19 protein-coding genes are annotated in these 24,310 nt (G+C 63.8%); 7 read left to right on the top strand and 12 right to left on the bottom strand.

All coding sequences use genetic code 11. The features are described from left to right. Positions 1-122: 122 nt before the first annotated feature. Positions 123-746 carry a response regulator transcription factor gene (locus IEV62_RS08350; protein ID WP_229732953.1) on the top strand — a complete coding sequence of 208 codons (624 nt, stop codon included), beginning with the start codon at positions 123-125 and terminating at the stop codon, positions 744-746. On the opposite strand, the gene IEV62_RS08345 is transcribed toward IEV62_RS08350, so the two are convergent. Beyond that, positions 722-1,453 carry a response regulator transcription factor gene (locus IEV62_RS08345; RefSeq protein ID WP_188446430.1) on the bottom strand — a complete coding sequence of 244 codons (732 nt, stop codon included), beginning with the start codon at positions 1,451-1,453 and terminating at the stop codon, positions 722-724. The genes IEV62_RS08350 and IEV62_RS08345 overlap by 25 nt on opposite strands. Before the next feature lies 1 nt (position 1,454). Then, entirely contained in the window at positions 1,455-5,396 is a 3,942-nt protein-coding gene (locus IEV62_RS08340; RefSeq protein ID WP_188446428.1) for a PAS domain S-box protein, read from the bottom strand. Between the two features lie 146 nt (positions 5,397-5,542). Here IEV62_RS08340 and IEV62_RS08335 point away from each other — a divergent pair, with 146 nt between their 5' ends. The 4 genes from IEV62_RS08335 to IEV62_RS08320 all read left to right on the top strand — a co-directional run bounded on the left by IEV62_RS08335 (position 5,543) and on the right by IEV62_RS08320 (position 11,256). Next, positions 5,543-8,809 (top strand): S41 family peptidase, encoded by a 3,267-nt coding sequence (locus tag IEV62_RS08335; RefSeq protein WP_188446426.1) that lies wholly within the window; start codon positions 5,543-5,545, stop codon positions 8,807-8,809. Between the two features lie 194 nt (positions 8,810-9,003). Continuing rightward, entirely contained in the window at positions 9,004-9,543 is a 540-nt protein-coding gene (locus IEV62_RS08330; protein WP_188446424.1) for a glycoside hydrolase family 108 protein, read from the top strand. Positions 9,544-9,614: 71 nt separating this feature from the next. Continuing rightward, complete coding sequence (locus IEV62_RS08325) at positions 9,615-10,445, top strand: hypothetical protein (protein ID WP_188446422.1); 831 nt, start codon at positions 9,615-9,617, stop codon at positions 10,443-10,445. Positions 10,446-10,515: 70 nt separating this feature from the next. Further along, positions 10,516-11,256 carry a DUF3800 domain-containing protein gene (locus tag IEV62_RS08320; protein WP_188446420.1) on the top strand — a complete coding sequence of 247 codons (741 nt, stop codon included), beginning with the start codon at positions 10,516-10,518 and terminating at the stop codon, positions 11,254-11,256. Between the two features lie 296 nt (positions 11,257-11,552). Here IEV62_RS08320 and IEV62_RS08315 read toward each other — a convergent pair whose 3' ends face one another. Beyond that, positions 11,553-12,476, bottom strand: a complete 924-nt coding sequence (locus tag IEV62_RS08315; protein WP_188446418.1) for an IS1595 family transposase — start codon at positions 12,474-12,476, stop codon at positions 11,553-11,555. A 110-nt stretch (positions 12,477-12,586) separates the two neighbouring features. On the opposite strand from IEV62_RS08315, the gene IEV62_RS08310 reads away from it, so the two are divergent. Then, positions 12,587-13,000, top strand: coding sequence for a holin family protein (locus IEV62_RS08310; RefSeq protein WP_188446416.1), 414 nt, complete (start codon positions 12,587-12,589; stop codon positions 12,998-13,000). Positions 13,001-13,187: 187 nt separating this feature from the next. Continuing rightward, complete coding sequence (locus tag IEV62_RS08305) at positions 13,188-15,086, top strand: S9 family peptidase (protein ID WP_188446414.1); 1,899 nt, start codon at positions 13,188-13,190, stop codon at positions 15,084-15,086. Between the two features lie 118 nt (positions 15,087-15,204). Here IEV62_RS08305 and IEV62_RS08300 read toward each other — a convergent pair whose 3' ends face one another. The 9 genes from IEV62_RS08300 to IEV62_RS08260 form a co-directional block, all read right to left on the bottom strand. Next, on the bottom strand, positions 15,205-16,215 hold the full coding sequence (locus tag IEV62_RS08300; protein WP_229732951.1) for a cell wall hydrolase: 1,011 nt from the start codon (positions 16,213-16,215) through the stop codon (positions 15,205-15,207). Between the two features lie 108 nt (positions 16,216-16,323). Further along, positions 16,324-19,173, bottom strand: coding sequence for a M16 family metallopeptidase (locus tag IEV62_RS08295; protein ID WP_188446410.1), 2,850 nt, complete (start codon positions 19,171-19,173; stop codon positions 16,324-16,326). Between the two features lie 249 nt (positions 19,174-19,422). Beyond that, positions 19,423-19,620, bottom strand: a complete 198-nt coding sequence (locus IEV62_RS08290) for a hypothetical protein (RefSeq protein ID WP_188446408.1) — start codon at positions 19,618-19,620, stop codon at positions 19,423-19,425. Then, positions 19,620-20,765 carry a tRNA guanosine(34) transglycosylase Tgt gene (gene tgt / locus IEV62_RS08285; protein WP_188446407.1) on the bottom strand — a complete coding sequence of 382 codons (1,146 nt, stop codon included), beginning with the start codon at positions 20,763-20,765 and terminating at the stop codon, positions 19,620-19,622. The genes IEV62_RS08290 and tgt overlap by 1 nt, the downstream gene beginning before the upstream one ends. Before the next feature lie 125 nt (positions 20,766-20,890). After that, entirely contained in the window at positions 20,891-21,577 is a 687-nt protein-coding gene (locus IEV62_RS08280; protein WP_229732949.1) for a DUF1013 domain-containing protein, read from the bottom strand. A gap of 106 nt (positions 21,578-21,683) precedes the next feature. After that, complete coding sequence (locus IEV62_RS08275; protein ID WP_229732947.1) at positions 21,684-22,001, bottom strand: type II toxin-antitoxin system RelE/ParE family toxin; 318 nt, start codon at positions 21,999-22,001, stop codon at positions 21,684-21,686. Next, positions 21,998-22,243 (bottom strand): type II toxin-antitoxin system ParD family antitoxin, encoded by a 246-nt coding sequence (locus IEV62_RS08270; protein WP_188446405.1) that lies wholly within the window; start codon positions 22,241-22,243, stop codon positions 21,998-22,000. The genes IEV62_RS08275 and IEV62_RS08270 overlap by 4 nt, the downstream gene beginning before the upstream one ends. Before the next feature lie 48 nt (positions 22,244-22,291). Further along, a complete protein-coding gene (locus tag IEV62_RS08265) occupies positions 22,292-23,329 on the bottom strand; it encodes a glycosyltransferase family 4 protein (protein ID WP_188446404.1) in 1,038 nt (345 codons plus the stop codon). A gap of 5 nt (positions 23,330-23,334) precedes the next feature. After that, complete coding sequence (locus IEV62_RS08260; RefSeq protein ID WP_188446403.1) at positions 23,335-24,234, bottom strand: UDP-2,3-diacylglucosamine diphosphatase; 900 nt, start codon at positions 24,232-24,234, stop codon at positions 23,335-23,337. Positions 24,235-24,310: the final 76 nt, after the last annotated feature.

Genomic DNA, 24,310 nt, shown 5'->3' with positions numbered 1-24,310 from the left:
AATAGCATCGCCGCGTGGTAGCATTCCACGCGTGCGATCGACACTTGCAAACCCGTTCCAAAGTATGACAGCAACGCAAGGCGGATCTTTAGGGAATGCCGCGTCGGAAGGAGAGTAAACCGTTGGTCCAGGCCATCTTGATTGCTGACGATCATCCGATGTGCGCCGCGGCACTCGGTATGGCGGCGCGTGAGGTCGCGGCCGATGCGATGATCGAACAGGTCGGAACGCTGGCCGATGCGGTTGTGCAAACCGAGCAGCGAAAATTCGATTTGATCCTGCTCGACCTCATGCTTCCCGATGTCCAGGGTCTCGCCGGGCTCCTGATGCTCAAGCGATTGCAGCCTGGCGCGCGCATCGCGATCGTCAGCAGCAGCGATCAGCCCGCCGTAATGCGCCGCGCTGCGCGCGAAGGCGCCAGCGGCTTCATGCCCAAAAGCGCTGCGATGAGTGCGATGGTCGCGGCGATCGCGGCGGTATTGGCGGGCGGGCAATCCTTTCCGCCGGAAATGTTCGTCGAGGGGGGTGGCAATGAGGTGGCATCGCTGATCGGCGAACTGTCACCGGCTCAGTTCCGCGTGCTGCGTGCGGCGGCCGATGGCAGCCAGAACAAGCAAATCGCTTATGAACTCGGCATCGCCGAAACGACGGTCAAGACGCATTTCGCACAGATTTTCCGGAAACTCGGCGTTACCAACCGGACCCAGGCGATCCTTGCGCTTCAGGCGCTCGATATCGCCGCCTGATCGCGCAACTTGACGCGCGCATGCGCAATCGCGTCGATCGTCACGATCGCACAAGCGGCGATCGGCTCGTTGTCCGTCTGGCCTTCCCGCTCGATACGGTGACATTGACGCGCGAGTTCGAGCGCACCGACTCCGTCCGCCGCGCCGCGCAAGGCGTGCGCTTGCGCGCGCGCAGCTGCGGCGTCGCCTGCCGCGAGCGCGGCGATGATCACTTTCGTCCGCTCGGCGATGTCGCGCTCCATCATCGCCAGCAAGATATCGGCCTGCCGCATACCGACGGCCACGCACAGATCGGCGATGCGCGCATCATCGAGCACGCACGCCGCCGGGCGTGATTCGGTGGCGGCGGCGATCAAGCGATCGATCGTGCCGATCAGTTCGCCCGCTTCGAACGGTTTGCGAATATAGTCGTTGGCGCCGGCGGTGATCGTCATCTTGGCATGCCACTCGCTGCGCCGGGCAGTGAGGATCAGCACCGGCAGCTTGGCAAACATCGCCGATTCGCGGATTTCGCGCAAAATGGTGAGGCCGGTCTTGCCGGGCAGCGCACAATCGAGAATCGCGAGGTCGGGTCCGTTTTCCCACAACGCTTCCAGCGCGTCGTCGCCGTCGCGCACCGCCACGACGACATGGCCGCGTGGCGCGAGCGTGCGGGCGACGATTTGGCAGAGCAATTCGTCGTCGTCGATCATTACGATCCGCGCCATTTCAGCAGCCCCCTGCCGCGACGCGGCGCAAGTCGGTCCGCGCGGCATGCAGCATCTCTGGCAGCAGCGCCTGTGTGGCGGCGTCGTCGCCCAGCCGCTCGTCGAGATCGGCGGCCATCGTGCCGAGTTCGGCCTTGCCGAAAAAGGCCGCGGTCCCTGCCAGTCTGTGCAACGCGTCGCGCAGATCTTCGATCGCGCGCGGCGTCAACGGCGTAGCCAGCGCGGTATCGAGCATTTCGAACATCCGCTGCATCCGGGCATCGAATTGCGCGATCAATTCGGGGTCGGTGCTGGCCGGAACGGCATGGGCGGCGACGACTCCGGTATCGGGCGCAATCGCCCAGCGCCGCACGATATGGTCGAGTGCGGCGAGCTGTACCGGCTTGGCAAGATGGTCCTGCATGCCCGCTGCGTGGCATGCATCCACGTCGCTGGTATAGGCATTGGCCGTCAGCGCGACGATCGGCACCGCCGCCGCCGATGTGCCGCCGCTGCGAATCCGCCGTGTCGCCTCGATTCCGTCAATCTCCGGCATCTGCATGTCCATCAGCACCAACCCGAAGGGCTGCCCTTGCAAAAACGCGTCCTGAACCATGGCCACGGCCTCAGTCCCATTGCGCGCGATCACTGGATTATGGCCGAGACGTGTCAACATAGCCTTTATGAGAAGCTGATTTACGTCGTGATCCTCCGCGACCAGAATCCGCGTCGCGGCGATCGGCGGCAGGATCGGGATCGGATCGCTGGCAGACGCCGGCGGCGCGCTGGCAATGTCCGGCGCAAGGCTCAGCGGGATTCGCAGGGTGACGGTCGTCCCGACTCCCAGCGCGCTGAACAGCGACAACCGTCCACCCATCAGCTTGGCCAATTCGGTCGAGATGGCGAGGCCAAGGCCAGTGCCGCCATACCGGCGATTGGTCGCTGCGTCGGCTTGGACGAAATCCTCGAAAATGGCGGCCTGACGGTCGGCGGCGATGCCGATGCCGGTGTCGCCGACCGAGATCACCAGTTCGTCACCCGAGACCGCGACGCCGAGCAGGATCGCGCCTTCGGCGGTGAACTTCGCCGCATTGCTCAGCAGGTTGAGAATGATCTGGCGCAGCCGCAATCCGTCGCCGATCACGCTTGCCGGAACGTCGTCGGCGATGGTGGTGCGCAGATCGATCCCGGCACGCGTTGTCAGCGGCATGATCAATTTGGCGCAACCGTGCGCCAAATGCCGCAAATCGATGCGATCCTGCGCCAGCGTGACATGCCCCGCCTCGATCTTCGACAAATCGAGAATGTCGTTAAGCAGCCGCATCATCGAATTGCCTGAATCGGCGATCATTTGAAGCTTCTGTTGTTGATCGGCTCGCGGTGCCTCCGCCAGCAGCAACTCGGTGAAGCCCAGCACGCCGTTCATCGGGGTACGGATTTCGTGGCTCATATTGGCCAGGAAACTCGATTTGGCCTGCGCTGCCACTTCGGCGTGCCGGCGCGCGCGGTCGAGCTCGAATTCCAGTTCCTTGCGCACCGAAATGTCGCGGACCGAACAGATGATCTCGCGCGGTTGCTGCGTGTCGGGGTCGCGGACCAGCCCGCTGTTCGATTCGAGCCAGACCCAGGTTCCGGCGCGCGCTTCGTCCATCGGTTCGGAGCGGTACGCGATCACCAGCCGATCGACCTCGCCCGCGGCAAGCGCGCGATAGGCGGCGATCACCAGGGCGGCGTCGTCGGGGTGGAAGCGCGTGAGCATATCATAGCCGATGAGGTGGCGCGGCGCGACGCCGATCATTTCGCCGACCGAGGGCGACGCGTACAGGCATATCCCGTCAAGCGAGAGGCGGAACACCGCATCGGTCGCGTTTTCGGCAAGCAGCCGCAATTGCTCCTCGCGCTCGGCCAGGATCACCTCGGCGCGCTTGCGTTCCGAAATGTCGATATTGACGCCGATGAAGCCGATCCGTTTACCAGACACATCAACTTCGGGCGCGGTGATCACCTCGATCCAATGATCGCTATTGTCCTTGTGCCGGAACCGGAATTCGGTGCGCAACTCGCCCGTATCCTGGACGGTCTCGGCCCATTGCCCCGACACGCGCGCCAGGTCGTCCGGGTGGATCGCCGCACCCCAATCCGACCCCATCGCCTCCTGTTCGGAAAGGTCGGCGAGGCCCTGCCACGCGGCGTTCACATACGTCACGCCGCCCTGGAGATCAGCACGGAACACGCCGGCCGGGGATAGTTTGGCCAACGCCTCGAACAGCCGCTGGCTCTCGGCCAGTGCATCGCGGGCCGCGCGCTGTTCGGTAATGTCGACGATCGCACCGATAAACCCGCTAACGTGACCCTCATTGTCGAACTCTGCGGTATTGACGACATGGACCCAGATGATGTCCCCATTGGGACGGCGAAAGGCCACTTCGCGCTGGCGCACTTCGCCGGGCGTGAAATTGACCCACGGGGTTTGCCGGAAATAGTCGGTCGGGTCCGCCAGCGCCGCCGTCCAGCCGGTGTCGAGCAACGCCTCGGCGTCCATGCCGATCATGTCGGTCCACGCCTTGTTGACATAAGTGATCGCACCGTCGGCCGCGGCGACATAGACCCCGACCGGCGCCGCTTCGGCGACGCGGCGAAAGCGCGCTTCGCTGTCGGCCAACGCGCGTTGCGTCGCGACGGCATGGGTAATGTCGCGGATCGTGCCGATCGTGCCCTCGAAAGCGCCGTCCTTCCCGGCCAGGCGGCGCAGCGTCACTTCGATTTGGCGGCTCTCGCCCGATCGCGTGTAGAACCGCTGGTTGAGCGTGGCCTCGGTCACGGCGCCGCTGACGATGTTGGGATAGCCTTTCCCAGCTTGAATCTTGTCGTCGGCGTGGAGCAACCGCGTCGTCGGCCAACCGAGACTTTCCGCAACGCTATAGCCGGTCAGCGTTTGCCAGGCGGGGTTCAGGAAGATCCAATGCCCCTCGGCATCGGTGCGGAACACCACTTCCTGCATGGTCGAGACGAGCGTGTCGGAAAAATCGCGGCTCCGCTTCAAATCCGCGCGGTCGCGGTCGCGCCCCGCCAGCGCCGACGCGAACGGCAGACCGATCGCAAACGCCGTGACCAGGAACAATTGCAGGATATGGATTTGCGTTGCCAGCGTTGCCTGGATCAAGGCGATTGGCCCGCTTCCATTCAGCGTCCCGGCGGTCGCGATGACCGTAACCACCGTGATCGCCGCCGCCGTGCCGAGCACGCCAAGCCGGAAGGTCGCGACGATCACCATCGGCAGCCCGAGGAACAACAGCGGATAGGTCGTCTGCCCGAACACGATCATCGCCACGATCGCATTGCCCCCCAGGATCAGCACGATTTCGCTGACAGGGGCGGAACTGATCATGTCGCGTCGCGACCACGCCTGCATCGCGATCAGCAGGATCGTGCCCAGGATCACCATGCCGAGCCCGTCGGCGATCGACCATTCGAACCACAATTGCGCTATCGGGCGTCCGGTCGGCACCGTGATCCACAGGGCTGCGGCCAGCCCGGCCAGCAGCGGCGCCGCGATTCCGCAACACAAGACGAAGCGAAACACGTCGGGCAAATGCGTCATGTCGGGCACGCGCTTTTGCCAGCGCAATACCAGCCAGCACCCGCCGGCCGCCTCCGCACAGTTGATCGCAGCGAGCAGGATATTGCCGGGGAGTTGAAAGTGATCCAGGCTGTTCGCCGCTAAATAGCCGAGAAACGCCGCGCCGATCCACGCTGCGGCGGTCTGTCGTCGGCTCTGCAGCAGTACCACCGCCAGCACTGCGTTGGGCAGCCACAGGGGCGAGATCGTCGCGCCGCCGTGCGTCAGGGCGACGCCCCCCCACGACAGGGCAAAGATGATCCCGGCAAACACCGCGCGCGCGCCGATCCAGCGCAGGCGCTGCCCGGCCGGGGAAATCGCAGCGCTTTCGTCGATCCTATCCATTCACCCCTGCTGGACGGCTTTGGTTAAACCCACCCTAATACGGCCGCGTCGCCGCTTGTTAGGCGCACGGATTTGCGCTTTGTTGCGTCTTCTTTCCGTATCACAAACCTTTTTATAGCATCCGATCCGCAAAAGGGGCTTTTTGAATGACCTTTCCACGCTTGGCGCTGGCGGCTGCGTGCCTCCTCGCCACGACCGTTCTCTCCGCGCCGGCGCTCCGTGCACAGGTCGCGCGGCCGGCTTTGGCCGAGCCGAGCTTGTCGCCCGATGGCAGCTTGATCGCGTTTGCCTCGGGCGGCGATATCTGGGAAGTCGCGGCGAGCGGCGGCATCGCCCACCCGCTCGTCACCGATGCCGCCACCGAAAGCCGCCCGCTGTATTCGCCCGACGGCACCCGCCTCGCCTTCACTTCGACGCGCGGTGGCAGCGCGAACCTCTATGTGCTCGATCTCGCCAGCGGCGTGGTGACCCGGCTGACCTATGCCGAGGCGGGCGAGGAGCTCGACGCCTGGTCGCCCGACGGCAAATATCTCTATTTCGCCAGCGGCGTGCAGGATGTCGCGCGGCAAGCCGATATTTTCCGCATCGCCGCCGATGGCGGAACCCCGATGCAAGTCGCGCGCGAGGCATTCCTCGCGGAATTTCAGGCAGCCCCTTCGCCCGACGGGACGATGCTCGTGCTCAACGCACGCGGCTTGAGTGGCGGGCAGTGGTGGCGCAACGGCACCAGCCATATCGACGAGACCGAGTTGTGGCTCAAGCCCGTCGCTGAGGGTGGGGCCTATCGCCGCTTGCTCCCCGGCGGCGAGAAACATGCCTGGCCGATGTGGAGCCGCGATGGCCGCAGCATCGTCTATATGTCGGCGCGCGGCGGCGTCGAGAATCTGTGGCGGGTCGGCGTCGGCGAAGGTGCCGCGCCCGAGCAACTGACGCGCTTCACCGATGGCCGCTTGCTCTACCCGTCCATGGCGGCGAACGGCGAGGAAATCGTGTTCGAACGCGATTTCGGCGTGTGGCGCTTCGATCCTGCGACCGGCCACACCGCCGCCGTGCCGATCACCTTGCGCGGGGCCGCCAGCGCCACGCCGAAACGGCACGAGACGCTCGCCAGCTTTCAGCGTCTCGCGCTCTCGCCCGACGGGCAGAAGCTCGCCGTGATCGGCCACGGCGACGTCTTCGCCGCCCCGGCCAAGGACGGTGGCCCGGGCCAGCGCATCACCACCACCGCCGGCGCGGAGCGCGAAGTGACGTGGTCGCCCGACAGCCGCCGCGCGCTCGTCATTTCCGAACGCGGGCTCGATCATCGCCTGGTCGAATATGATGTCGCGAGCGGACGCGAGACGATGCTGACGCAGCACGGCATCGCTTCGACCCCGGCTTATTCTCCCGACGGCAAATCGGCCGCCTACGTCCTCGACGATCGCGAATTGCACGTCGTGACACTCGCCAGCGGGGGCGATCGCACCGTCTTCACCGGTGCCGTTTCGACCGACGAACGCGACGGCCCGCGCCCGGTCTGGTCGCCCGATGGCCAATATATCGCTTTCCCCGTGCTCGATGCGCGGGCGTTCGTGAACGTCCTTGTCGTGCCAGCGGCGGGTGGTGCGGCACGCCCCGTCAGCTTCCTCGGCAACGGGCAGATGGGCGGCATCGCCTGGTCGCCCGACGGCAAATACATCTTGTTCGACACCGCGCAGCGCAGCGAGGATTCGCGCATCGTCCGGATCGATCTTCTGCCCAACGTGCCGAAGTTCAAGGAAGATAAGTTCAGCGACCTGTTCAAGCCGGGCAAACAACCCGGCACGACTCCCGACACCCCCGGCGATCCCGCCGCTACGCCCGCACCGCCCGCGCCACCGCCGCTGCCCGCCGCCGCCAAGAAGGGCGCGGCCGTGCCACCGCCCGCGCCGAAAATCCCGCCCGTCACGATCGTTTGGGCGGGCTTGCGCAATCGCGCGACGATCCTCCCGCTCGGCCTCAACGCCGATACGCCCGTCATCAGCGGAGACGGCAAGACGCTGGTGTTCCGCGCGCGGGAAAAGGGCCGCGCCAATCTCTACAGCTACAATCTCGACGAACTCGCCGACGAACCGCCGGTCGCGCAGCAACTCACGCAGAGCGAGCGGCCCAAGGGGGATTTCGCGCTGACCGGCGACGGCAAGACGCTGTATTATCTCGATGGCGGGCGGATCGTCTCGACCCCGCTCGACAGCCCCAAGCCCAAGCCGATCGCCATCGCCGCCGAAATGGATGTCGATTTCGCGTCGGAAAAGCAGATCGTGTTCGACGAAGCGTGGAGCGTGCTCAACCGCACCTTCTTCGATGCCGCCTTCAACGGCCATGACTGGGCGGCGCTGCGCGCGCGGTATCAGCCCTTCGTCTCCGGCGCGCGCACGCCCGACGAACTGCGCCGTATCATCGGCCTGATGATCGGCGAGTTGAACGCCTCGCATAGCGGCATCAACCGCCCGTTCGCTGGCCCCGGCGCGCTCCCGACCAACCGCGTCGGCGATCTCGGGCTGCGGTTCGATCGCGTCGCGTATGACGTCGGCCGCGGGCTGGTGGTGCGCGACGTCGTCACGCTCGGCCCGGCCTCGATCGAGAAGATCGTGCCCGGTGACCGCATCGTCAGCGTCGGCGGGGTGGCCGTCGGTGCCAAGGGCAATCTCGACGCCTTGCTCGAAAACACCGTCGGCCGCCGCGTGCGGATCGGGATCGAGGGCGCAGGCGGACCCCGCACCGTCACCGTTCGCCCGGTGTCGGTCGGCACCGCAGCGGGGCTGGCCTACCGCCAATGGGTCGAGGGGCGCCGCGCGTTGGTCGATCGGCTCTCGGGGGGGAAGCTCGGCTATGTCCATATTGCCGACATGTCGTCCGAATCGCTCGATCAATTGTATCTCGATCTCGATGCCGAAAATCAGGGCCGGCAAGGCGTCGTCGTCGATATCCGCAACAACAATGGCGGCTTCGTCAATGGCTATGCGATCGACGTGTTCGCGCGCAAAAACTATCTGACGATGACGCCGCGTGACCGCTTCCCCGTCCCCGGTCGCCAAGCGCTCGGTCAGCGCGCGCTGGGCAAGCCGACCGTGCTCGTCACCAACGAATCCTCGTTGTCGGATGCCGAGGATTTCACCGAAGGCTATCGCGCGCTGGGCTTGGGCAAGGTGGTGGGGCAGCCGACCGCGGGCTGGATCATCTTTACCGGCGGCGAGCAGCTCATCGACGGCTCCTCGGTGCGCACGCCCGGCACACGGATTCAGGACGGGCGCCGGCAGGATATGGAAATGCACCCCCGCCCGGTCGATCTCGCGGTCGAGCGCCCGCTGGGGGAGAGTGCGGCGGGCACCGATGCGCAGCTGAGCGCGGCGGTCGATGTGTTGTTGGGAGAAGTGGGGGCGGGGGCGAAGTAGGAGCGCCGGGTCACCCCTAATACCGTCACCCCGGCCTTGTGCCGGGGTCCACCGGGCCGCGAGCGACGTGGTCGAAAACCTTGCTCGTCCCTCGCTGCACAGTGGACCCCGGCACAAGGCCGGGGTGACGCAAGAACGGCTGTCCTACAAAACACCAAATAGGTTATCCATCTCCTCCCAACAGGAGGAACCCTATGACCATCGACCACCTCATCGACGCCGTCCTCGATCGCGAAGGCGGCTATTCCAACCATCCTGCCGATCGCGGCGGGGAGACCGCCTTCGGCATCACCGCCGCCGTCGCGCGCGCGAATGGCTATGACGGCGCGATGCGCGATTTGCCGCTCGCCACTGCGCGCGCGATTTACCGCCGCCTCTATTGGCTCGGCCCGCGCTTCGATGCGGTCGCGGCCCGCGCCCCGCTCGTGGCGGCAGAACTCTTTGATACCGGCGTCAACATGGGCCCCCCGGTCGCCGCCGCTTTCCTGCAGCGTGCGCTCAACGCGCTCAATCGCGGCGCGAGCGATTATCCCGACATGCCGGTCGACGGCCGCATCGGCGACATCACGCTCGCCGGGCTCACCGCCTTTCTCGCGTGGCGCGGGGCAGGGGGCGAGCGCGTCCTGCTCAAGGCGATCGAGGCGTTGCAAGGCGAACGCTATGTCGCGCTCGCCGAGCGCCGCCCGGCCAATGAGGCCTTTCTCTACGGCTGGCTCGCCAACCGGATCGGTTAGCAAGAATGCGTTTATGCCTAAACTTAGGCGTTGTTATATTTCGCGTACCCAAGCGTGAGCGGGGGTGCTAGATGAGCGTCCAACGTCAAAGATTTGTGAGTTTGTGGAACGTGATCCAGGTTGATTACGGAAAATTCTTGGCAAGCCATCGAGCGCTTTCAGGATTCGTGCAATTTGCGAATCTGACGTTAAGCGTCGGCAACTGCGATCTTCCCGGCGAATGGGCAGATTGGGTGATGGAGGCAGTGGACAATCTTCTTGGCGAATGCGACCGCCTAGGGATTACCGTCAGCAAACTGCCGCTAAACAGGCTTAAAATGCATCTAGAGAAAAGGCCTGCGCGGTTCCGCTCTAGCGTCCCTTCAGAAGTTAGATACGTGACTGACTTTCATGCGCTCGCTAACTCAGCGCTAACTACGTTGCATGATGAACTATCCACAAGGATAATGTTTTCAATATCATCTGATGATATGTCGTATTACTCTGACGAACAGAGATTATTTGGGGAAGCGGTTCACGCTGCATTTCCTTCGGCGTCGTATGACATCCAAGAGGCGGGCAAGTGCCGCGCGCTCGGGCGTTGGACGGCGACTGTCATGCATCTAATGCGCGCGCTTGATCCTGCAATTCTAGCATTCCAAAGCGCGCTAAATGTCAGCGTGCCTAAGGAGAACTGGCAACAGATTATTGATCAAATTGAGGCTGCCATCAAAGGCCAAGGCCATAAGCATCCGGACCATCAATGGAACTCGGAGGCTTCCGCCTTTTTCCGTGTACTAAAGGATGCTTGGCGCAACCACGCCATGCATGGAAAAGACCAGTATGACGAGGAGCGCGCCAGCGCGGTATATGACAGTGTCCGGGGCTTTTTGCGCCACCTTGCTACAAAGATCTCCGAATGACCGGTGCCAGCGTCGGTCGCACGACGCGCGCCCGCATCGACTCCGACAACCGCCAAAGCTATTATAGGAAATGGCGATTATTGTTTCGGACCCAGCACCCGGCTTACCTAACCTCTCCTTTTTTGGGGACGCTAGCAGCCGCGATAAAACTTTCATGGTTGCTGGCGGGTTCGCCGTCGCGGGAAATCGGATCAACGAAATCGAGGATGCCATTGCGGCGCTACGTGACGACGCCGGGATAAAATCCGAGTTCCACTGGTCAGATTACCGGGGCGGCAAGCGGCAAGATGGCTACGAAAAGCTAGTCCAATATGCATTCCGGTTGATCGCCGAACGCAAAGCCGCCTTGCATATTATTATATCGAATTTTGACGAGTTTAATCATAAGGCCAAAGAAGGAGAAAATCGGGATTCATCTATCAATAAAATGTATTTCCAACTTCTCCTACATCGTGTTGCGAGGTACTACGGGAAAACCCGCGCAATCCACGTACGCCTTGATGCGGGGAATGATTCAAAAGATGTCTGCGCATTACGTGGCGCGGTATGCGCAAAGTCTTATTATCAATATAAGACTAAAGCGAATTGCATCCGCACGATAGAACCTGTCTGCTCTAGGCGTGTCGGGATAGTTCAAATGGCGGACGTTGTCATGGGAGCAATCTCCGCCAAACGGAACGACGTAAAACATACGTCACCAAAAGGTGAACTTGCCAATTTTGTGCTGAAAGCTTCAGGCCGACATTCGTGGAATACCGACACTGCTTACGCTGCTCGGTTTCTGACTGTGTGGCACCATACGCCACGATAGGTCCCCCTATGCCCTATCTCAGAGTCTAGCTCTGAGCACGGCTGTACTGGCCAGCGTATTTGGGCATAGGAGGCCTATAACTCAACATAGCACAGATTGCGAGAATCGCAAGATATAAAGGAATCTTTATGTCTTGAACGGGGGGTGGCGTTTTTGCTTCGATAGCATCTCCTCAACCGCCTTATCGGCCTCTGTGAGGCTTAGTTCGCCATCGTCCACGAGCCTTTGAGCGTCCGCTATGAAGCGGGCGCTCTGCTCCTCCTGGGTCTCTTGATGCTTCTTTTCCGGCATGATGATCAGGCCTCACGAGTTGTTTGATAGGTGAGCCGTTTGCCGACGACGCCAGTTAGTAGGATGTTGGCACGCTCGGTGTCGCCAATGCCGTGAGCAATGCGGTGGTTATAGCGGAACTCAAACTCTGCCAAATAGCGATGCAGATGCTGCTCGCCGCAATGCTGATAAACGCCCTTCATCCCGCGCTTGAAGATGCTGAAATAGCCCTCCACGGTGTTGCTGTGGATAGCCGGATTGGCAGGATCGACATACCGGCCAGCGCTGTGAACGGTGACGCCATGCGCCGCAAAATGCTTTGAAACGGTGGTGTAAGCCATCGCTTCGTCGGTCATGACCACGGCTTCGCGGGCAATGTTCGCCTTCACGATCGGCATGAGGGTGGCGGCGTTGACCTTGTCCACAACCATAGTGCGGGCTTTGCCGGTATCGCGGTCGATCAGCGCCAACACTTTCATCTTGTGGTGGAACGAACGCTTGACCGGCGCGCCCTTGATGCGACCGATGAAAGTCTCGTCCACTTCAACGATACCGCCACCCGAACCGAACGCTGAGAAATCATCCGAGCGCATCGCTTCGCGGATACGCTGCGACATAAACCAAGCGGTTTTGAGGGTGACGCCAAGGGTGCGATGAAGCTGGTTGCTCGAAATGCCCTTCTTGCTGCCAGCGATCAGATACATTGCCTGAAGCCAGATACGCAGCGGGACGTGCGAAGCTTCGAAAATGGTGCCGATCTTGACGGTGAAGGGCTTGCGGCACTGGTAGCACTTATAGGCCCCAATGCGGGTCGATTTGCCGCCCATCAAACCAATCCGGTCAACGCCACCGCAATGCGGGCACACAGGGCCTTCCGGCCAAACGCGCGCCTCTACGTAGGCGTAAGCCGCTTTTTCGTCGTGAAAGTGGGGTTCAGAAAGTGCCGACATGGTTCAGAGCCTCGTTCAATGAAGCCCTTTTACCGCCATTTTGATGGGTACGTCAAGTATAATAACGCCTAAACTTAGCCTAAACTTCCGACTTGAAACAGGAGACTGACATGGGACTTCTTGACGGCATTATCGGCCCGATCGCGGGCATCATCGACAAGATCATCCCCGACCCCAAGGCGCGTGACGAGGCGAAATTGAAGCTGCTCGCGCTGCAAGGCTCGCAGGAAATGGAGCAAGTGAAAACACAGATCTCGGCGATCATGGCCGAAGCGCAATCGCCCGACCCGTGGACCAGCCGCGCGCGGCCAAGCTTCCTCTACGTCATGTACGCGCTGCTTCTGTGGGCGATCCCGATGGGTCTGATCGCGGCGGCGCAACCGCAAATGGCGAAGGACATTGCGGCAGGGATGAACGCGTATCTGGCCGGTATTCCCGAGCCGCTCTACGCGCTCTTCGGGACGGGGTATCTCGGCTACACCGTCGCGCGGTCGTGGGGGAAAGCGAAGGGGGTGGATAAGTAGGTGTCGTTTAAGCCCCTCTCCTTCAGGGGAGGGGTTGGGGGTGGGGCCTCTCCCCGACTCTAAAGTAGCGTTTGAGGCACGTCCCCACCCCAACCCCTCCCCTGAAGGGGAGGGGCTTTAGAAGAATTGCCCCCACCCCCAACCGTGCTATCCCGCTCCATCACTCGTCCGTGGAGCACTCCCCCAAATGCGTCTCACCCTCACCGTCGCCCTCTTGCTCGCTGCCACGGCCACCCCCGCGCTTGCCGCGCCGGTCCATTCCTATGGTAGCCTCACCATCTCGGCGAAGGGCGACCGGATCGCGACGGTCGAGGCGGCGGGCGATGGCAAGACCAGCATCACGATCCGCAGCGTGAAGGGCGGCAAGGTGCTGCGCAGCTTCAATCCGTGTGCTGCGGCATGCGGCTTGTCGGGGCTGACCTTTTCGAGCGATGATCGCCTCGCGTGGCTCGCGCGTGATCGTGCCGGTGGTACGGTGACGCTGGCGGTCGACACCGGCGGCAAGTCGCGCACCGTCGCGACGATCAAGGGCATCGCGCAGACCCCGCGCTTCTCGCCCGACGGCAAACGCATCGCGCTTTTGGTGACGATCGGCGCGGCCAAGGAATCGGGCGCCGCGCAGGCTGGCGTACGGCAAGTCGGCGAAATCGGCGAGAAAAGCGACGAACAGCGTCTCGCGGTGTTCGATCTCGCTGGGTCGCCGGTCGCGGCGGACGCGGTCAAGCCGGTGTCGCCGGCCGATCGCTACATTTACGAATATGACTGGACGCCCGACGGTGCGGGTTTCGTGGTCACCTCGGCGCTCGGCAATGGCGACAATAATTGGTGGGTCGCAACGCTCGACGCGGTCGATGCGACGACGGGGGCGGTGCGCAATATCGCCAAGCCAAAGACCCAAATCAACGCGCCGCGCGTATCGGCTGACGGCCGCAACGTCGCCTATATCGGCGGACTGATGAGCGATTTCGGCTCGGTCGGTGGCGATATCTGGAGCGTGCCGCTGGCAGGCGGCGAGCCTGCGAACATGACCGTGCGTGCCGATTATACCGTCACCTCGCTCGATACGACCAGCGGCGGGTTGCGCGGCACGACGCTGCGCGGGTCGGATGCGACGCTCCTCACCAACGCCGCGATCGGCTGGAGCCGCCCGGCGACCTTCGCGGCCGGCGACGGCAAGGCGGCGTGGAGCGCCGATGGCAAGACCGTCGCGATGGTCGTGCAGGATTACACCCACGCCCCGGCAATCTTTGCCGGACCCGCCACCGCGCCGGTCCAGATCACGCACGATAACGACACGATCCCTGCGACGATGACTGCGCGCAGCATCACGTGGAAGAATGACGGCTTCAATGTGCAAGGCTGGTTGCTTGCCCCACTGAACGCCGACCCCAAGACGAAAGCGGCGATGGTCACGATCGTCCATGGCGGCCCCTCGGCGGCGAACGTGCCGAGCTTCGGCGGCGGCGGCGCGCAGGCGTTGCTCGACAAGGGCTATTACGTGTTTCTGCCCAATCCGCGCGGCAGCTACGGCCAGGGCGAGGCCTTCACCGCCGCCAACAAGCGCGATTTCGGTGGTGGCGATCTGCGCGATATTCTGACCGGCATCGACGCGGTCGAGAAGGTGGCACCGATCGACGATGCCCGGCTCGGCCTCACCGGCGGCAGCTATGGCGGCTTCATGGCGATGTGGGCCAACACCCAGACCAACCGCTTCAAGGCGATCGTCGCCGGCGCGGGCCTGTCGAACTGGGTCAGCTATTACGGCACCAACGGCATCGATCAGTGGATGCTGCCATTTTTTGGCAAGACGCTGTACGAGGATCGCAAGGCGTATGAGGATGTCTCGGCGGTCAATTTCATCCGCAACGCCAAGACGCCGACCTTCATCTATGTCGGCGAACGCGACATTGAGGTGCCGCCGACGCAATCGGTCGAATATTGGCACGGCCTGAAGGACATGGGCGTGCCGACCAGCCTCGTCATCTACCCGGAAGAAGGCCACGGCATCCGCAACCCGGTAAATGCCGCGGATGTGCGTGCCCGCACGCTCGCCTGGTTCGATCAATATCTGGCGGAGAAGAAGTAAATCCCTTCTCCCTCCGGGAGAAGGTGGCGCGAAGCGCCGGATGAGGGTCAGGGGCACTCGCGTCATCCTCACCCTTCCGTCGCTTCGCTCCTCCCTCCCTCTCCCAAAGGGAGAGGGATCATTTGAGCGCCTTCCCCGAATCCTTCCATCGGTCGAGGATCTGCGAATCCCCCGGCAGCGTGTCTGGCGCTAGCTTGGCCGCCGCGACCGGCGTCCCGCTTTGCGCATAAGCCGGCTGGATCGCGGCAGGGGGCGTGACCGGCACGGCTACTGCGGCCAGCGTCACCGGCGCGCCGATCCGTGCATGCGGCCCCGGCATCGGCTCGCCCCCGGCATAGCCTTGGCGGAAGGCGGCGGGGGTGCCCCAATAGCCTTGCCAGCGATGGAAGAAATGCGCGCCGATCGCCGCTGTCATCACCAGGCTGCGGTTCCACGACGGGGTCACGGCATAGGTATGGTAATGCGTCGCCATGCCGACCTCGGCCATGACATGCCCGTTGAGCGCTGCCGCCGCGACCTTCATCGCGCGCAGCCAATAGGCCTTGGACGGCGAACCACGATTCATCGCTCCGTCGCACGCGAAGCTGAACTGGCACCCGGCATGTTCCGAACCCTGAAACACCACCCCGCACACCGTCGCCGGAAAGGCCGGGTGCCGCGCGCGGTTGAGGATCACTTGCGCGACCGCTTGCTGCCCCGCATCGGGCTCGGTCGCCGCTTCATAATAGATCGCGGTGGTCAGGCATTGCAGCGCCCGCCCGCGATCGACCGCACTCGCCCGCGCCATTGAAAAGGGCGCCGCCGGGCGGATCGAGCTATCGGGCGCGAGCAACGCGGCCTCGGGCGGCAGCGGCAGATCGGGCAGCGCAATCGTGCCGGTCGCGCCCTGCGACTGCACCGGCGCTTCCTCCTCGGTCGCGTAGAAATAGGCGGCACCGGGGAAATGATCCTGGCTCTCATAGCCAACCGGCGGTGCCGCTGCGCGGCTGGCCTTGGCGCTTTGGTCGACGATCGCGCGGATCGCGGCGTGCGCCGATACCCCGGCCAGCACGATCGCGACCAGCCCTACGACGCCAAGCTTGCTCAGCCGCCGCACCTTCAACCAACCAAGGATCGCGCGCCCGTTCACGCCCCCGCACATAGCCGATTTGGCATGAAGAGGATGCTACCGAATTTGCCCTGTCTCGCGCTGAAACAGTTGATCGTTAACGTAAGTTTTTCGCGCGAGATTCCGGAGTTATTTCAACGCCGCGCTATCCAGTTTGAGCGCCTCCGCCGCGATCACCTCGGCATCGGGGTAGGTCTTGCGCAACTCCGGCAGGAACAGCTTGGCGTCCCCAACGATCACGACGCTCGCGACCGCCGGATCGAGCAGCTTCGCCGCCGCCGCCTGCACTGCCGCCGGATCGACCGCCGAGACGCGCGCGGTGTACGCGCCCAGTTCGCTCAGCGGCAGGCCCTGCACCACGTACCCGCCGACCGTGCCGGCAATGCCCGCGGTCGTCTCGGTCGCGCGGCCGAAATTGCCGACCAGCACGGCCTTGCGCGTTTCGAGCTCGGCGGCGGTGACCGGCTCTGCCCCCAGCCGCTTCATCTCCGCGAGGATGATCGATACCGTCTCGGGCGCGCTCGGATTCTTGGTCGAGGTGCGCCCGCTGATCGCGCCGGGCAAGCGACCCGCCTGCACCGAACTGCCCGCGCCGTACGCAAGCCCGCGCTTGATGCGGATTTCCTGGTTCAGCCGCGACGAGAACCCGCCGCCAAGGATCGTGTTGGCGACGGCGGCGGGATAGAATTGTGCGTCACTCCGCGCGATGCCGGGTCGGGCTACGACGACCCCGGCTTGCCCTGCGCCCGGCATGTCGACGACAATCACGCGCGGTTTGGGTGGGGCGGCGAAGCGGTCGCGCGTTCCGATTGTGCGTGTCCCTGGCTCTTTCCACGTCGCAAAATTAGCTTCAGCCAACCGTTTTGCGGCAGCGGGGGTCACATCCCCGACAAGAACGAGCGTCGTCTGACTCGGCATCCACGTCATGCTATAGGCAGACTGAATATCGCTTTTGGTAATCGCTTTAAGCGAGGTCGGCGTGCCCGACAGCGGGTGTCCGTACGGCGCATCGCCGAGCACCGCACGCGCCGCGACCAGCCCCGCCAGCTGACTCGGATTCTTGATCGCGACTTGCACCCCGTCGATCGTCTGCGCCCGCGCGCGCTCGATTTCCTCGGGCGCGAACACCGGATTGCGCGCAACATCGGCCAGGATGGCGAGTGCGGGCGCGGCCTGATCAGCCTTAACCGTCACATCGACGGTCGACCCATCATAGCTCGCGTCGCTCGAAATCGATCCGCCCAGCGTCTCGATCTGCCGCGCAATCTCGGTGGCGGAGCGGGTCTTGGTGCCCTTGGTCAGCAAAGCGGCGGTCAGATTGCCGACGCCCGCGCGGTCGGCCGGGTCGGTCGCGCCACCGCCCTGTGCCACGAGCAGCGCGGTCAGCAAGGGCAGTTCGTGCTTCTCGACCAGCACAACCCGCAGCCCGTTGGCGAGCGTGAATTCGTTCGTCACCGGCGCACTCGCGGCAATCGCGGGGCCAGCAGGTGGCGGCGCGATGCGGTCGGCCTCGCTTGCCGGGGTGACGATCTCGACCTTGCCCGGCGCGACGAGCTGCTTGGTGACGACGGTCTCCGCAACGTCGATCCGGTCGTTCTGCGGTGCCGCGACCGTCTTGTCTTCGGGCAGATACTGGATCGTCGCCGAACGCTGATCGCGCAGATATTTCGCGGCTACGCGCTGCACGTCGGCGGCGGTCACGCGTCCGATCGCGGCGAGTTGCCGGTCGGCCGCGCGCGGGTTGCGGTCGATGATCACCGAGGACGCGATCGTCCGCCCCTTGCCCTCGGCGGTTTCGCGCCCGCGCAGCGCGCTGGTCAGAATCTCGTTCTTCGCCTCGGCCAGTTCGGCGGCGGTGACGGCTTTCGTGCGAACCCGCGCAATCTCGCGGCGCAGCGCACTCTCGCCCTCGGTCGCGGTCTTGCCGCTCGCCAGGATCGCGATCACCGCAAGATTGCCCGGCCCTTGCTTCGAATCGAGATAGGTCTCGGCACTTTGCGCAAGCTGGTCGCGATAGACGAGCGTCTCGTACAGCCGCGAGCTCTCGCCCTGCGACAGGACGGCATTCAGCACCGACAAGGCAGGGCCGTCGGGGTGGCTGTCCGCCGGGATCGGATAGCTGATCAGCACGGCGGGCAGCGGGGTGTTCGGCTCCTGCACGACATAATGCGTCGCCTTGGTCCGCTCCGGCTCGACGACCGTCACACGCGGGATCGGCGCGGTCGGGCGCGTGATCTTCGCGAAATACTGGTCAATCCAGCCGTCCAGCTGACTGGCATCGAAATTGCCCGATACCACCAGTACCGCATTGTCGGGCCGGTAATATGTCGCGTGAAACGCCCGCACATCGTCGATCTGCGCGCTCTGCAGATTGTCGAGGCTGCCGATCGTGCCGCGCGCATAGGGGTGCTTGGTGTACGAAATCGCCGGGAAATAGAGCGAGAAGAGCTTGCCGTAAGGCCGCGCATTGGTGTTCTGGCGCAGCTCCTCCTTCACCACATCGCGTTCGGAGGCGAAGCTCTTCGGCTCGACCACGAGGCTCGCCATCCGGTCGGCCTCGGCGAACAGCAGGCGCTCGAGATGGTTCGCTGGAATCGTCTCGTGATATTCGGTGTAATCGTCGTTGGTCGAGGCGTTGTTGTTGCCCCCGACATCCTCAGTCAGCCGGTCCATCTGTTCGGAGACGAGGTTGCGCGTTGCTTTGAACATGAGGTGCTCGAACATGTGCGCAAAGCCCGATTTTTCCGCGGGATCATCCTTCGATCCGACATCGTACCACACTTGCACCGATACGTTGGGTGTCGTCGTGTCGCGGATCGCATAGACGCGCAGGCCGTTCGCCAGCGTGCGTTCGGTAAAGGCGATCGGCTTGATCGCGGGCGCGGCGGGGCGGGCAGGGGCCTTCGGCGCTGGCTTTGCGGTGGCGGCGAGCGGCAGCAGGGCGGCGCCCAGCAAAAGGGCGGCACGGGAAAGACGCATGGAGGACTCCGGACGGGGGAAATCGGATACGCGCAGTGTGTCGCGGTCAGCTGTGCCGTGTCAATCGCCTAAGACACGGTGCGGAGGAGATGCGGCGCATCCCATCCCGTTCGCCCTGAGCTTGTCGAAGGGCTCCGTGCATCACGTCCGGCGCTATTTGTTGGCCGCGGGGCTTCGACAAGCTCAGCCCGAACGGAATTCAAGCCGTCTAAATCAACAAAGTCACGGCGGGGAAGCCGCGAGCGATGGCTATTTCTTCCGCCCGCGCCCCGCATAGAGCAAGGCCGCAGCCAAGGCGGCCGAGCCGACGCCAACGCCGATCGCAATCGGCACGACCGGCCAAGTCTGCGGGCCTCCGGCGCCTGCGGCAATCGCGGCCTCCGCGGCATCGCGAACGCGCTTATGCTCGCGTGCTACCGCTTCGATTTCGTTGATTCGTTCGGCCATCACTCTCTCTCGCTTTGGCTCTTATAATCGCTCCGGAACGCATCCGCGAAGGTCTTGAGCCTTCCGGCAATAATGGCACTGCGCAGATCGGCCATCAAGGCCTGATAAAAATAGAGATTATGCTCGGTCATCAGCATCGCGCCGAGCATCTCGCCCGCGCGCACCAGGTGATGGAGGTAGGCGCGCGACCACGTCGCGCAGGTCGGGCACGCGCACCCCGGGTCGAGCGGGCCGGTGTCCTCGGCAAACTTCGCGTTGCGGATATTGATCGGGCCCGTACGCGTGAACGCCTGCCCGGTGCGGCCTGAGCGGGTCGGGAGGACGCAATCGAACATGTCGATCCCGCGTTCGACCGCGCCGACGATATCGTCGGGCTTGCCCACCCCCATCAGGTAACGCGGTTTGTCGGCGGGCAATTGTCCGGGCGCGAAATCGAGGCAGCCGAACATCGCTTCCTGTCCCTCGCCGACCGCCAGCCCGCCGACCGCGTAACCGTCGAAGCCGATGTCGATCAGCGCCGCCGCACTATCGCCGCGCAGCGTCCGGTCGAGTGCGCCTTGCTGGATGCCGAAGATTGCGGCGTTTTCGGCATGCGCGCCACCAGCATCGAAGGCACCGCGCGACCGCTTCGCCCAGCGCATTGACCGCGCCATCGCCGCCGCCTGCACTTCGGGCGTCGAGGTGGTCGGGACCAGTTCGTCGAACGCCATCACGATGTCCGAGCCGAGCAGCCGCTGGATTTCGATCGACCGTTCCGGGCTGAGCGTGTGGCGCGAGCCATCGATGTGTGATTTGAAGGTGACGCCATTCTCGTCGCGCTTGGTCAGATCGCTCAGGCTCATCACCTGATAGCCGCCGCTGTCGGTCAGGATCGGGTGATCCCACCCCATGAAGCCGTGCAGCCCGCCAAGCCGCGCCATCCGCTCGGCACCGGGGCGCAGCATCAGATGATAGGTATTGCCGAGGATGATGTCGGCCCCCGCCGCGCGGACATCGGCTGGTTTCACGCCCTTGACCGTGCCCACGGTGCCGACCGGCATAAAGGCGGGCGTGCGGATGACGCCACGCCGCATCGCGATCTCGCCGGTGCGGGCGGCGCCGTCGGTCGCGTGGATGGCGAAGGCGAAGCGGGGGGGCTCGGTCATCAAATGTCCCATTCCGTTCGCCCTGAGCCTGTCGAAGGCACCTCTCCAACTAGAAGACGTGCCTTGCGGCGACCGGGGCTTCGACAAGCTCAGCCCGAACGGAAAGGACTGGCGCTAGGAACGGCTTAGCGCTTGAACAGCGTCTCCGCCGTCGGCTCGGCGGCCGGCGCAGCTGGAAGCTCGCCATTTTCGGCTGCCTCGGCTTCGCGCGCCAGTTGCAGGCGTTGCGCGCGCAACTCGACGATCAGCGCTTCGCGGTCGCCCTCCAGCCGCGTGTCGACCGGAGCCTCGATTCCCGCTGCCTTCGCCGCCTTGGCAACCGCCGCATCGAGTTCGCGCTGCGTCGTCAGGCCGAGTGTCACCGGGTCCTTCGGCGTGATGTTGGCGATGTTCCAATGGCTGCGGTCGCGGATTGCGGCGATCGTCGTGCGGGTCGTGCCGATCAGCAGGCCGATCGCGCCATCGGTGATTTCGGGATGGTTGCGGATGATCCACGCAATGCCGTCGGGCTTGTCCGAGCGCTTCGACACTGGCGTGTAGCGCGGGCCCTTGGTGCGGCGGACTTGCTCGGGACCTTTCAGGATCTTGAGCGTATAATCCGGGTCGGCCTGACCCTTGTCGATCTCGTCCTGCGTCAATTCATGTGCGCGGATCGGATCGCGCCCGGTCAGCTTGGTCGCGGCGGTATCGTCGGCGATCGCCTGAATTTCGAGGATATGCAGCCCGCAAAACTCGGCAATCTGTTCGAAGCTGAGCGCGGTATTGTCGACGAGCCACGAAGCGGTCGCATGCGGCATGAGCGGCTGGGCCACGGGAAATTCCTTCAGAAACGGAAAGGGCCGCCCCTTTCGGAGCGGCCACTGTGCTGGCACTTAGTGTAGAGCGGTTGGGCGGGGAGGGCAAGCGCGGGTTGGGGATTCAGCCGTCGTCGTCCTGTGGGCTAAAATGCGCCGCCACGTCGCGGCGGGCGTCGAGCACGTTCACGATCTCGACGCGATCCCCGCTGTACCGAAAATAAATGACGTAACTCTTGTGAGGCGTGCTGCGAAGCCCAGGCGAGAGTTCGGCACGCTCCGTGCCAAGGGTCCCCGGCAAATCGGCAAGGCGACGACAATGCGTGACAATTCCAGTTCTGACCGCGTCGGCTGTCGCTCTATCGCTTTCAGTCGCGATGTACCGGCTGATTGATCGCAAGTCCTCTTCGGCAGATTCCGAGACGAGCAGGCGACGGGTCACTTCCGGCTTCGTTCCCATTCGTCCATGTCGAGTTTAAGGCGCTGTTCGACGTCCTCGATGGTATTCCATCCCCCGCGCGCGATCGATGCCTGAATCGTCTCGCGCAAGGCCGCGAGTTTGCTCTCGCGCTCCTGGACTAATCGCAGGCCTTCCACGACAACCTGATCAGCCGACCCGTAGCTGCCGTCTGCGACGACCGCTTCGACAAAGGCTTCCCAACGCTTTCCGACTGTCACGTCCATCACATCAACTCCCGAGCGTGGCAGTTTTATGCGATCACTCCCCTGGCTTCAAGCCGCGATCGCCTCGGGATGTTCGACCGGTACGAGCGCGCCGAGGAACTGCCGCGCGCTCGCTTCCCAGGTGAAGGTCTGGCCATAAGCGGCACAGGTCGAGCGGTCGCGGGTCAGCGCGGCGGCGATCGCGACGCTCAAATCCTCGTCCATCGCGCCGACCGCGTCGGTCAGCACGTCGACCGGCCCCGTCACCGGGAAGGCGGCGACCGGGGTGCCGCAGGCCAGTGCCTCGATCATCACCAGCCCGAATGTGTCGGTGCGGCTCGGGAACACGAAAACGTCGGCCGCGACATAGGCCGAGGCCAGTTCAGCACCGAAGAGCGGCCCGAGGAAATGCGCGTCGGGGAAGCGCGCGATTAGCGCCGCGCGTGCGGGACCATCGCCGACGATCACCTTGGTGCCGGGGTGGCTCGAAGTCAGGAACGCCTCGATATTCTTCTCGATCGCGACGCGGCCGACATAGAGCTGGATCGGGCCCTTGCCCTCGGCTTTCAGCGCGGCGATTGCCGGATGTGGCGCGAGATCGGGCGAGAAGGTCGACAGATCGACCCCGCGGCCCCAATGCCGGATGCGCGTCAAATCATGCGACTTGAGCGTTGCCGCAATCGACGGGGTCGAGGCGAGGATCGATTGCGCGGGCCAATGGAACCAGCGGATATAGCGCCACACCCATTCCGGGTTCACGCCGGTGCGCGCCGACACGTAATCGGGGAATTGCGTGTGATAGGCGGTGGTGAAGGGAAACCCGCGGGTCAGGCACCAGCGCCGCGCGGCCAAACACACCGGCCCTTCGGTCGCGAGGTGGATCGCGTTGGGCGCGAAATCTGCGAGCATCTTGCCGACGCTACCGGTGCTGGCAAAGGCCAGGCGAATCTCTGGGTAGGTCGGGCAGGGCAGCGAATAGAACAGATCAGGGGAGACGATCAGAACTTCGTGCCCCAGACGTTCCAATTCGGCGCGCACCGCCTGCAATGTGCGCACGACCCCATTCACCTGTGGGCTCCACGCATCGGTGGCGATCGCGATCCGCACCCCGGTCAGGCCGCCAACATCTCGATCTTCGCCACAACGCGCGGTGCCTCGCGTGCGGCGATTTCGTCGGCCCAGTGGAGCAATTCCATGCGGCCGTCGAAATGTTCGACCAAGGCGGTGCAACCCTCCACCCAGTCGCCGTCATTATAGTATTCTACGCCGCCGATGTTGCGATATTCGGCGGTGTGGATGTGCCCGCACACGACGCCGTCGACCCCGCGCGCACCGGCGGCTTGCGCGACGATTTCCTCGTAATTCGAAATGAACTGGACGGCGTTCTTGACCTTGGCCTTGGCGTGCTTCGACAGCGACCAATAAGGCAGGTTGAAGGTGCGTCGGTACGCGTTCACCCAGCGGTTCAGACCCATAAGGAACTCATACGCTACATCGCCGACATGCGCTAGCCAGCGGTGTGCGAGCGTGATCGCGTCGAATTCGTCGCCGTGCAGCACCAGCAGGCGGCGGCCGTCGGCGGTCTCGTGAATCGCTTTTCGCCGGATCGCGACCCCGCCGAAATCGAGTCCGGTGAACTGCCGCATCACCTCATCATGATTGCCCGGGATGTAGATCACTTCGGTGCCGCGCTTGGCGCGCTTGAGCAGGCGCCACACCACGTCGTTATGCGCCGTGGGCCAGTAAAATTTCTTCTTCAGCCGCCACCCGTCGATAATGTCGCCGACCAGATACATCCGCTCGCTGTCGACATGGTCTAAAAAGTCGATGAGCATTTCGGCGTTGCAGCCGCGTGTGCCCAAGTGAATGTCGGAAATCCAGATCGTGCGATAGCGGCGACGCTCGGTCGTGGCGCGCTCGGGGATGGCAGGTTGCGAATTGGCGAAGTCGCTGAAATCGGCGATCGTGGCGCCGGCAAGTCCTGCGAGAGCGATCTTGGTTACTGCATTCATGGCGACATCCCCAAGTCGTTGAATGCTTCAAGGCTATGGCCATAGATTGTTACAATCCGAATCGTCGGCCTTCACG

The sequence above is a fragment of the Sphingomonas psychrolutea genome, assembly GCF_014636175.1.
In the GTDB taxonomy this organism is placed as follows: domain Bacteria; phylum Pseudomonadota; class Alphaproteobacteria; order Sphingomonadales; family Sphingomonadaceae; genus Sphingomonas; species Sphingomonas psychrolutea.
Note: the sequence above shows the minus strand (reverse complement) of the source record. Positions and strands in the feature narration are given on the sequence as shown.

What these genes read in the sequence shown, in the direction of transcription:
- IEV62_RS08345 (WP_188446430.1), bottom strand. Translation starts at nt 1,453, where the DNA reads ATGGCGCGGATCGTAATGATCGACGACGACGAATTGCTCTGCCAAATC.
- IEV62_RS08340 (WP_188446428.1), bottom strand. Translation starts at nt 5,396, where the DNA reads ATGGATAGGATCGACGAAAGCGCTGCGATTTCCCCGGCCGGGCAGCGC.
- IEV62_RS08335 (WP_188446426.1), top strand. Translation starts at nt 5,543, where the DNA reads ATGACCTTTCCACGCTTGGCGCTGGCGGCTGCGTGCCTCCTCGCCACG.
- IEV62_RS08330 (WP_188446424.1), top strand. Translation starts at nt 9,004, where the DNA reads ATGACCATCGACCACCTCATCGACGCCGTCCTCGATCGCGAAGGCGGC.
- IEV62_RS08325 (WP_188446422.1), top strand. Translation starts at nt 9,615, where the DNA reads ATGAGCGTCCAACGTCAAAGATTTGTGAGTTTGTGGAACGTGATCCAG.
- IEV62_RS08320 (WP_188446420.1), top strand. Translation starts at nt 10,516, where the DNA reads ATGGCGATTATTGTTTCGGACCCAGCACCCGGCTTACCTAACCTCTCC.
- IEV62_RS08315 (WP_188446418.1), bottom strand. Translation starts at nt 12,476, where the DNA reads ATGTCGGCACTTTCTGAACCCCACTTTCACGACGAAAAAGCGGCTTAC.
- IEV62_RS08310 (WP_188446416.1), top strand. Translation starts at nt 12,587, where the DNA reads ATGGGACTTCTTGACGGCATTATCGGCCCGATCGCGGGCATCATCGAC.
- IEV62_RS08305 (WP_188446414.1), top strand. Translation starts at nt 13,188, where the DNA reads ATGCGTCTCACCCTCACCGTCGCCCTCTTGCTCGCTGCCACGGCCACC.
- IEV62_RS08295 (WP_188446410.1), bottom strand. Translation starts at nt 19,173, where the DNA reads ATGCGTCTTTCCCGTGCCGCCCTTTTGCTGGGCGCCGCCCTGCTGCCG.
- IEV62_RS08290 (WP_188446408.1), bottom strand. Translation starts at nt 19,620, where the DNA reads ATGGCCGAACGAATCAACGAAATCGAAGCGGTAGCACGCGAGCATAAG.
- tgt (WP_188446407.1), bottom strand. Translation starts at nt 20,765, where the DNA reads ATGACCGAGCCCCCCCGCTTCGCCTTCGCCATCCACGCGACCGACGGC.
- IEV62_RS08270 (WP_188446405.1), bottom strand. Translation starts at nt 22,243, where the DNA reads ATGGACGTGACAGTCGGAAAGCGTTGGGAAGCCTTTGTCGAAGCGGTC.
- IEV62_RS08260 (WP_188446403.1), bottom strand. Translation starts at nt 24,234, where the DNA reads ATGAATGCAGTAACCAAGATCGCTCTCGCAGGACTTGCCGGCGCCACG.